The sequence below is a fragment of the Thermoflexus sp. genome, from assembly GCF_025055495.1.
GTDB lineage: Bacteria > Chloroflexota > Anaerolineae > Thermoflexales > Thermoflexaceae > Thermoflexus.
In genome coordinates, this window is the sequence record NZ_JANWXB010000079.1 from 1 (window position 1) to 8,380 (window position 8,380).

General features: G+C 60.9%; 14 protein-coding genes. All 14 read right to left on the reverse strand.

Annotation, left to right across the window (positions count from 1 at the left end; genetic code table 11):
- Window positions 1-351 (reverse strand): 30S ribosomal protein S13 (rpsM, locus tag NZM16_RS02855; protein WP_295478415.1); only part of this gene is annotated, 351 nt, incomplete at its 3' end.
- 128 nt (window positions 352-479) lie between these two features.
- Window positions 480-593 (reverse strand): 50S ribosomal protein L36, encoded by a 114-nt coding sequence (gene rpmJ, locus NZM16_RS02860; RefSeq protein ID WP_088571991.1) that lies wholly within the window; start codon window positions 591-593, stop codon window positions 480-482.
- A 342-nt stretch (window positions 594-935) separates the two neighbouring features.
- Window positions 936-1,772, reverse strand: coding sequence for a type I methionyl aminopeptidase (gene map / locus NZM16_RS02865; protein ID WP_295450547.1), 837 nt, complete (start codon window positions 1,770-1,772; stop codon window positions 936-938).
- Window positions 1,769-2,437, reverse strand: coding sequence for an adenylate kinase (locus NZM16_RS02870; RefSeq protein ID WP_295478418.1), 669 nt, complete (start codon window positions 2,435-2,437; stop codon window positions 1,769-1,771). The genes map and NZM16_RS02870 overlap by 4 nt, the downstream gene beginning before the upstream one ends.
- A gap of 283 nt (window positions 2,438-2,720) precedes the next feature.
- Entirely contained in the window at window positions 2,721-4,025 is a 1,305-nt protein-coding gene (secY, locus tag NZM16_RS02875; protein WP_295450543.1) for a preprotein translocase subunit SecY, read from the reverse strand.
- Between the two features lie 89 nt (window positions 4,026-4,114).
- Complete coding sequence (gene rplO / locus NZM16_RS02880) at window positions 4,115-4,573, reverse strand: 50S ribosomal protein L15 (RefSeq protein ID WP_295450541.1); 459 nt, start codon at window positions 4,571-4,573, stop codon at window positions 4,115-4,117.
- Window positions 4,560-4,754: a 50S ribosomal protein L30 gene (gene rpmD, locus NZM16_RS02885; RefSeq protein WP_295450599.1), complete on the reverse strand. Its 195-nt coding sequence runs from the start codon at window positions 4,752-4,754 to the stop codon at window positions 4,560-4,562. The genes rplO and rpmD overlap by 14 nt, the downstream gene beginning before the upstream one ends.
- Before the next feature lie 4 nt (window positions 4,755-4,758).
- The gene (gene rpsE / locus NZM16_RS02890) at window positions 4,759-5,289 is read right to left on the reverse strand and encodes a 30S ribosomal protein S5 (RefSeq protein ID WP_295450539.1); all 531 of its coding nucleotides are present in this window, start codon (window positions 5,287-5,289) and stop codon (window positions 4,759-4,761) included.
- A 161-nt stretch (window positions 5,290-5,450) separates the two neighbouring features.
- Window positions 5,451-5,819 (reverse strand): 50S ribosomal protein L18, encoded by a 369-nt coding sequence (rplR, locus tag NZM16_RS02895; protein ID WP_295450536.1) that lies wholly within the window; start codon window positions 5,817-5,819, stop codon window positions 5,451-5,453.
- Window positions 5,820-5,989: 170 nt separating this feature from the next.
- On the reverse strand, window positions 5,990-6,559 hold the full coding sequence (rplF, locus tag NZM16_RS02900; protein ID WP_295450534.1) for a 50S ribosomal protein L6: 570 nt from the start codon (window positions 6,557-6,559) through the stop codon (window positions 5,990-5,992).
- Between the two features lie 12 nt (window positions 6,560-6,571).
- Entirely contained in the window at window positions 6,572-6,982 is a 411-nt protein-coding gene (gene rpsH, locus NZM16_RS02905; RefSeq protein WP_295450532.1) for a 30S ribosomal protein S8, read from the reverse strand.
- A 78-nt stretch (window positions 6,983-7,060) separates the two neighbouring features.
- A complete protein-coding gene (locus NZM16_RS02910; protein ID WP_295450530.1) occupies window positions 7,061-7,243 on the reverse strand; it encodes a type Z 30S ribosomal protein S14 in 183 nt (60 codons plus the stop codon).
- A gap of 35 nt (window positions 7,244-7,278) precedes the next feature.
- A complete protein-coding gene (gene rplE, locus NZM16_RS02915; protein ID WP_295450527.1) occupies window positions 7,279-7,845 on the reverse strand; it encodes a 50S ribosomal protein L5 in 567 nt (188 codons plus the stop codon).
- A 126-nt stretch (window positions 7,846-7,971) separates the two neighbouring features.
- Window positions 7,972-8,295 carry a 50S ribosomal protein L24 gene (rplX, locus tag NZM16_RS02920; RefSeq protein ID WP_295450525.1) on the reverse strand — a complete coding sequence of 108 codons (324 nt, stop codon included), beginning with the start codon at window positions 8,293-8,295 and terminating at the stop codon, window positions 7,972-7,974.
- Between the last annotated feature and the right edge of the window lie 85 nt (window positions 8,296-8,380).

Here is an 8,380-nt window from a genome sequence, read left to right on the forward strand (position 1 = left end):
CACTGTCTTCCGTGGGCCCTTGCGGGTGCGGGCGTTGGTGCGAGTCCGCTGGCCCCGCACCGGCAGGTTCATCTTGTGCCGCAGGCCACGATAGCACCCGATATCGATCAGGCGCTTGACGTTCATGGCGATCTCTCGGCGCAGATCGCCCTCCACTTTATAGTTCCGCTCGATCGTCTCCCGCAGGATATTTACCTCGCCTTCAGTCAGATCCCTCACCCGCTTATCCGGGTTCACCCCTGTCTGCTGAAGGATCTTCCTAGCCAGGGAGCGACCGATCCCGAAAATATAAGTGAGGGCGATCTCCACCCGTTTATCACGCGGCAACTCCACACCAGCGATTCGTGCCATTGAATTTCCCCCCATCGATCTAATCCGGATCGTCGAAGAGCCCAATAGGCAAGATAGAACGCTTCCAGGAGGAAGTCCGTTGCGTAATCCCCATTGAGCTTCAAGAACCCGGTGTGCACCAGTCTTCTTTATCCCTGACGCTGCTTATGCTTGGGATTTTCACAGATCACCCGCACCACTCCCTTACGCCGAACGATTTTACATTTCGGACATCGCCGGCGAACCGATGGTGTGACCTTCATCGCGTCCTCCCATAATGGAATTCGCAGGCGAGGAATGCGCTTTTGCCGCGCTCCCAGCCACGAAACCCTTCGCTGCTCAACTCGCTGATCTGGGCAACGGAACGTCCTGGACCGGATCAGCGGGCCTTGTCCGATTGTGAGCCGGAGACCTGGGGAGCCGAAGCCAGTCCAGAAGGCAAAGGACCTCCCCTCGCTCTCCCCCCCTCCCCGCAGCCCAGAGGGCCATGGGGAGGAATTCCTAAAACCAGATCAAAGATAGACAAAACAGGAGCGGCAAAGCAAAACTTTATTCTATCTAAACAAGGGGAGGATTTCCACTTTCCACCTTCGCCCCGACAACGCTTATGAAGCCAAGCGAGGGTCATCCTCCAGGGCGGTCAGGATAATGGGATCCCCCTCTGTAATCGCGATGGTATGCTCGAAATGCGCCGCCAGGCTTCCATCCAGCGTTACGACAGTCCACCCATCCTCCAGAATGCGTGTCCGCCAGTCTCCCATCGTGACCATCGGCTCGATCGCCATGGTCATTCCCGGCCGCAGAGGCAGGCCCCGACCCGGGTGCCCAAGGTTCACAAAGGAAGGCGGCTCATGGAGAGCCCGCCCGATGCCATGACTGGTGAATTCCCGGGCGACACGGAATCCGCGGGATTCCACCGTATGTTGGATGGCCCATTGGATATCCCCCAGGCGCCGACCCGGCCGGGCCTGAGCGATCGCGGCCCACAGGGCGGCTTCTGTGACTTCCAACAGTCGGCGGACCTCCGGGGGGATCGAGCCGACCGGCAACGTGATGGCCGCATCCGCGTAATAACCCCGGAAATTGACCCCCACATCGATGCTGATGATATCTCCCTCCCGTAACCGGTAAGGGCCAGGAATGCCGTGCACCAGCACATGGTTGACAGAGGTGCAGAGCGTGGCCGGATAAGGAGGTCCCCCCTCATCCTTCATGCTCGGATAGCCCTTGAAGGCGGGGATCCCGCCCCGACGGCGGATATAGTCCTCCGCCCATCGATCCAGCTCAGCGGTGGTGACACCGGACTGGACCATCGTGCGCATGGCGGCCAGGACCTCTGCCACAATCCGACCGGCTTCCCGCATCATCCGGATTTCCGACCATGTCTTCAGCCGGATCCCCGCCACCGGCCGTCCGGTTCGAGGAACCACCCGCGGGCTCATGGATCCACCGCCCTCCGCAACTCAATTGCCCGGATCAGCGCCTCGGTCACCTCTGAAATGGGACGCTCCCCATCGATTTCCACCAGCAGGCCTCGTTCCCGATAAAACGAAACCAGAGGCGCCGTCTGCTCCTGGTAAACCTGGATGCGCCGCCGCTGAACCTCCTCCGTGTCATCTTCGCGCTGATAAAGGGGGCCCCCGTCGAGATCACAACGGCCTGGCACACGAGGCGGGTTGAACTCGACGTGATACACAGCCCCACACATCCGACAGGTCCAGCGCCCTGCCAGGCGACGAAGCAATAACTCATCACGCACCCGGATATAAAGGACCGCAGTGATGGATCGGCCCATTCCGGCCAGAAGCCCATCCAGGGCCCTGGCTTGAGCAGGCGTTCGGGGGAATCCATCCAGGATCACCCCGTTGCGGCAATCCTCCTGCTCTAACCGTTCCTGAATCATCCCGATGGTCACCTCATCCGGCACCAGCTCCCCTCGATCCATATACTGTCGGGCCAGCTGGCCCAGTGGGCTCTGGCGATACAGGTGATCGCGAAAGAGATCACCGCTGGCTACATGAGGGATCCCCAGGCGCTGGCTAAGGATTTTGGCCTGAGTTCCCTTTCCCGCACCTGGCGGCCCCAGCAGGATCAGATCAAGCGGCATTCTTTGATGACCCCGAGCTGAAAATTGATCAGACCTGTTGCACGATGGGGTAGCCCCTCTCCGGTGAGGAGAACGTCGTCCTTTGTCCAGTTATGAACTGGAGATCTGAGGAGCCGAAGCCGGTCCGGAAGGCAATCCCCTTCCCCCTTTCCCACGGCCCTCGGGGTCGTGGGAAAGGGGGGACATCGAATCAGAAATGAACCTTACCGAACTCGAAAATCCTCCTCCATGCCAGCACTTATGCGAATCAAAGAGCGAACCGCCCGGTGGCGGAAAAATGAATCTATCGAATGAAGCCCTCGTAATGGCGCATCACCAGCTGGGCCTCCAGCTGACGCATCGTATCGAGGACCACGCCAACCACGATCAGGAGGGCAGCGCTGCTGAAGAGCAGCACGTTGGTCTGAAGCACCGACCGCACCGGCCAGGGCAGGATCGCCAGGATCCCCAGAAACAGCGCCCCCACCAGCGTGATGCGCCGGGAGATCCGGTTGATATATTGCTCTGTGGCCCTCCCCGGCCGGATGCCGGGGATGAACCCTCCCTGCTTCTGCAGCGTATCTGCCAGGTTCATTTGCTGCAACATCACGTCGGTGTAGAAGTAAGTAAAAGCCACCACAGTGACGAAATACATGGGCCAGTAAGCATCATGAAACCCGGAGAAAACGCTAACGATGGTGTTGGCAATGCCTGCGATGATCGCATTGCTGGAGTACTGGAAGAACTGGGCGATGATCGCCGGGAACGCCAGCACCGACTGGGCGAGGATCAGAGGGATCATTCCCGCCATATTCACCCGGAGGGGGATATAGGTGCTGCCGCCCCCATAGATGCGGTGGCCCCGGACCCGACGTCCATACTGGACGGGGATTCGCCGTTGCCCCTCCTGGATGAAGACAATAGCGGCCACCGTGATCACTGTGAGCGCCAGGAACACCAGGATGCCCGGCGTGCCGTTACTGGTCCAAATCTGAGCCAGATTATAGGGCGCCCGGGCCACGATTCCCCCAAAGATAATCAGCGAGAGCCCGTTGCCGATCCCCTGTTCGGTGATCAGCTGACCCAGCCAGATGGCGAACATCGTCCCCGCCGTCATCGTCAGGATCACCGTCAGGGTCGGCAACAGCTGGTGGGGGGCGAAGCCGAAGTTCGGCAGCACCGCCTGACCCGGGGCGCTGAGCAGGTTCGCCTGGCCGATCGCATAGAGGGCGGCCAATGGAACAGTGAGGAAATACGTGTATTGCTCCAGCTTGCGACGGCCCTCTGATCCTCCCTCTTTCACCAGGCGTTCCAGACGGGGGACGATTGGGACCAGAAGTTGGAGGATAATCGAAGCCGTCACATAAGGATAAACCCCCATCGCCATGATCGAGAAGTTAGCGATGGCGCCGCCCGAGAGCAGATCCAGAATGATATAAAGCTGACCGGCGGCGGTGGTGCCTTGAAGCAGCTGCTGCAATGCGGCCCGATCCACCCCGGGCACTGGGATATGCGCAGCCAGGCGGTAGATCGCCAGAATCAGCAGTGTGTAAAGGATTTTGCGCCGCAGATCCGGCAGATGCCATGCGTTTCGCAACGCGTCCAGCATAGGTCCTCCTTATTGACTCCCAGCCGTCCAACCATCCCCCTACAGCGGCCATTAGGGGCCGATGGTGGTTCCCACCGGATGATCCTTCTTCAACCGGGGATCACCACTGCCTGGCCACCAGCGGCCTCGATTTTCTCCCGGGCGGCTGCCGAAAAGCGATGGGCTTTCACGACAAGCGGGCGATCCAGCTCCCCCTCCCCCAGGATCACCACGGGTTCCTCAGGATCCCGCAACAGACCGGCCTGGGCCAGGACCAGCGGAGTGATCTCACTGTTCGATGGAAAGCGATTCAGCTGCCCTACATTGACCGGCTGGTAGATCACTTTCTCTACCAGCGTGAAGCCCTCCCCACGCGCCTTGGGAAGGCGCCGGACCAGCGGGGTGCGCCCACCTTCAAAGTAGGGAGGCATTTTCCGATCGCCGGAACGCGATTTTTGCCCCTTCCGGCCTCGTCCGGCGTAGGTCCCATGGCCCGAGCCGAGCCCGCGCCCCACTCGCTTTCGCGCCTTCTTCGAACCCGGCGCCGGCTTCAACTCATGAAGCTTCACGCTCCACCTCCTCCACGTGAACCAGATGGCTGACCTTCGCGATCATCCCACGCACGACCGGCGTATCTGGCCACTCCGCCACGTCATTTAAATGGCGTAGCCCCAGCGTGCGCAGCGTGCGACGCTGGCGCTGGGAATACCCGATGGGGCTTTTTGTCAGCGTGATCCGAAGCCATCGAATCCTATTACCCTTCATGGCGCTTCCGGCTCCATGGTGGCATGACTTCCTCCACAGGCCTGCCGCGGATCTGCGCGACCTCCTCTGGGGAGCGCAACATCTCCAGCCCCTTCATCGTGGCGTAAACGACGTTCACGGGGTTCGTGCTCCCCAGGATCTTGGTCAACACGTCCCGGATCCCAGCGGCTTCCAAAACGGCCCGGACCCCCCCGGCAGCGATGACGCCGGTCCCGGGCGAGGCAGGCTTCAGAATCAACTGGGTGGCCCCGAACTTCACCACCACCGGGTGGGGAATTGTCGTCCCCAGCAACGCGATCTTCTTCATGTTCCGCCGGGCCCGTTCGGTGGCCTTTCGCATCGCCTCCGGGACCGCCCGGGCCTTGCCGACCCCCACACCGACTCGTCCGTTACGATCGCCCACCACAGCGACCACCCGGAAGGAGAAGGAACGACCGCCTTTGTGGACCTTCGCCACGCGGGCGATATCCACAATTCGCTCCTCGTATTCTACGGTGGGAACTTCCCGGATCTCCGCCATCGTCACCTCGCTGGGCTACTTCTCGGTTTGCACCGGATGAAAAGCTCATGCAGGAGTTACGCCGTTGGGAACCGATCGGACGGGGTGAGAGGGTCCCACCCCACGGTATTCCCCCCAGGAAACAACCGGCGCAACTCCTATGCTGAAATGCTCTTCCAGGTTTAGAACTCCAGGCCGGCCTCCCGGGCCGCGTCCGCCAGGGCCTTCACCCGGCCGTGATACCGGTAGCCGCCTCGATCGAAAACAACTTTGTGGATCCCCTTTGCCAGAGCCCGCTGGGCGATCAGGCGGCCCACCCGACGCGCCTTCTCCGTCTTGGTCAGGCCATCCAGCTGCCCTTGAAGCTCAGGATCCAACGTGGAGGCCGCCGCCAGGGTGATCCCCCGGGTGTCGTCAATGATCTGCGCATAGATGTGCTTCAGGCTCCGGAAGATCGAGAGGCGAGGCCGCTCCGGAGTGCCGAACACTTTCTTCCGAACCCGCTGATGCCGTCGTCGACGCCCTTCGTCTCGTGGATGCTCCCAGCTCATCGATCACACCTCCTGAGGGCCAGGATTGTATCCCTGAGCCCAAGGCTTGAGGTCTCGCCATCCCCTGGAGTTGGTGGGATCGGATCCCCTCACGGTTGATGGCAAGACAAGCAGATCGATTCCCATCCCCAGCTTGATTCCCCAGCGTGTGGACCACGCCTCTATGGGGATCACTTCGCCTTGCCGGCCTTCCCAGCCTTGCGCCGGATGGGCTCGTCCTCCCAGCGATCGCCCTTCCAATAGGTGTAACGGATCCCCTTGCCCTTGTAGGGCTCTGGCGGACGCAAGGCCCGGATCTTGGCCGCCACCTGGCCCACCAGCTGCTTGTCGATGCCCGAAACCGTGATGATCCGATCTCGTGTGTTGACCTCAAAGGTGATCCCCTCGGGGGGCTCCACAATGATCGGATGGGAATACCCCAGATACAACACGATCGCCTTCCCCATCGGCTCCGCCCGATAGCCCACGCCCTCAATGCGCAGATGCTGCTGGAAGCCTTGGGTCACCCCCGTCACCATATTCGCCAGCAGGGCTCGCGTCAGGCCATGGAGGGCCTTGTGCTTCCGATCATCGGATGGCCGCCGCACCACCAGATGACCATCCTCGATGGCAATCTGCATGGACGAATGAAAGGTTTGAGTCAGGGTTCCCTTTGGCCCGGCGACGGTTACCGTGGAACCCTCAATCCGCACCTGAACCCCGGGCGGGATCGGGATGGGTTTCTTTCCTACACGCGACACGGTTCCCTCCCCTTACCAGACATAACAGATGACCTCGCCGCCGACACCCAGACGGCGAGCCTGCTTATCGGTCAGAACGCCCTTGGGGGTGGAGAGGATGGCAATCCCCATCCCGCTCATCACCAGCGGGATGTCTTCCTTGCCGACATACACCCGACGGCCCGGCTTGCTCACCCGTTTCAGGCCCGAGATGGCCGGCTTCCGGAAACGACGCTCGCCGATGTATTTCAACCGGATGATCAACTTCGGTTGCGGCCGATCGTTCGTCACCTCGAAATCCTCAATGTAACCCTCCTCCTTGAGCACTCGGGCGATGGCCACCTTCATCCTGGAGCTGGGGATGGCCACCCGGCTATGCCCCACCATCGAGGCGTTTCGGATCCGGGTGAGCATGTCGGCAATCGGATCGGTCACCGCGCTCATCGTTTTCACTCCTATCCAGATATTCCTCATCGGATGCCCAGCGCCTTTCCCCATACCGGATTCAATATGGCCGGGAATTTACCAGCTGGCCTTGCGAACGCCGGGGATCAACCCCTGGAGAGCCAGCTCGCGGAAGCAGATCCGGCATAGAGCAAACCGTCGGATATATGCGCGGGGCCGGCCGCACCGGCGACATCGGTTCCGCACCCGCACCTTGTATTTCCGTCGCATTTCCCGATACATCATGCACTTGCGTGCCACGTCGTCCTCCTCCTTGGATCCGACATCCATCCTTATTAACCTTTGCGGAACGGCATGCCGAGCAGCTCCAGCAACCGCCGCGCCTCCGCATCGGTTTTCGCCGTGGTCACGATGGTGATCTCCATCCCCCGAACCTTATCCACCTGGCTGTAATCGATCTCCGGCCAGACCAGCTGCTCCCGCAGTCCCAGGGTGTAATTCCCCCGACCATCGAAGGAATCCGGCGAGACCCCTCGGAAATCGCGAATGCGGGGAAGGGCCACGTTGAATAACCGATCCAGGAAGGCCCACATTCGATCTCCCCGCAGGGTCACCTTGACCCCAATGGGACGCCCGGCCCGCAGTTTGAAAGCCGCGATGGATTTGCGGGCTTTGGTGATCAACGGCTTCTGGCCGGTGATCGTGGCGATGTTCTGGACTGCATAATCTAAGGCCTTGGGATTGGTGATCGCTTCCCCAACCCCGACGTTCACCACCACCTTCCAGACCCGGGGGACCTCCATGATGTTGCGATAACCGAACTCCCGCACCAGGGCCGGCCGGACTTCCTCCAGATAACGCTGCTTCAAACGCGGAACCACCTTGGTGGTTGTCTCCGCCATCCCGATCGCCTCCCCAGATCTCAGTGGATGCAAAGATATTTCTGGAGCCGAGGGAGCCGTCCAGGGCGGTCCGCTCAACTCCACAAGCCCACAGCCTATCCGAAAAACCGGACCTTTCCCCTCGTCTCAGACAAAAGTCGCTTTACACCTCTTGCACTGACGAAGCTTTCGCCCGCCCGCTTCCACCACAAAGCCTACGCGCGTGGGCTGATTGCATTTCGGGCAGATCAACATCACATTCGAGATGTGAATCGGCGCCTCAAATTCGATGATGCCGCCCACCTGGGATCGACCGGTCGGCCGGGGTCGCTGGTGCTTCTTCACAATGTTTACCCCCGCAACCACCACTCGGTCTTCTTTCCGAAGCACTCGCAGGACCTCTCCCTGAACGCCCCGATCCTCCCCGGCGATCACCAGGACCTTATCCTTTCGCTTGATCTTGGCCGCCATGCGTGCCGTTCCTCCAGCGGAAATCAACGAGGCCTGCGTATGATCCTCCATTCCTGGAGCTTTGGGGGCGGAGCCGGTCGCCTTC

Coding starts and splice junctions, on each gene's coding strand:
- NZM16_RS02870 (WP_295478418.1), bottom strand. CDS start 2,437: ATGCCGCTTGATCTGATCCTGCTGGGGCCGCCAGGTGCGGGAAAGGGA.
- rplR (WP_295450536.1), bottom strand. CDS start 5,819: ATGAGCTGGGAGCATCCACGAGACGAAGGGCGTCGACGACGGCATCAG.
- rplE (WP_295450527.1), bottom strand. CDS start 7,845: ATGGCGGAGACAACCACCAAGGTGGTTCCGCGTTTGAAGCAGCGTTAT.
- rpmJ (WP_088571991.1), bottom strand. CDS start 593: ATGAAGGTCACACCATCGGTTCGCCGGCGATGTCCGAAATGTAAAATC.
- rpsE (WP_295450539.1), bottom strand. CDS start 5,289: ATGGCGGAGATCCGGGAAGTTCCCACCGTAGAATACGAGGAGCGAATT.
- map (WP_295450547.1), bottom strand. CDS start 1,772: ATGAGCCCGCGGGTGGTTCCTCGAACCGGACGGCCGGTGGCGGGGATC.
- rplX (WP_295450525.1), bottom strand. CDS start 8,295: ATGGCGGCCAAGATCAAGCGAAAGGATAAGGTCCTGGTGATCGCCGGG.
- secY (WP_295450543.1), bottom strand. CDS start 4,025: ATGCTGGACGCGTTGCGAAACGCATGGCATCTGCCGGATCTGCGGCGC.
- rpsH (WP_295450532.1), bottom strand. CDS start 6,982: ATGAGCGCGGTGACCGATCCGATTGCCGACATGCTCACCCGGATCCGA.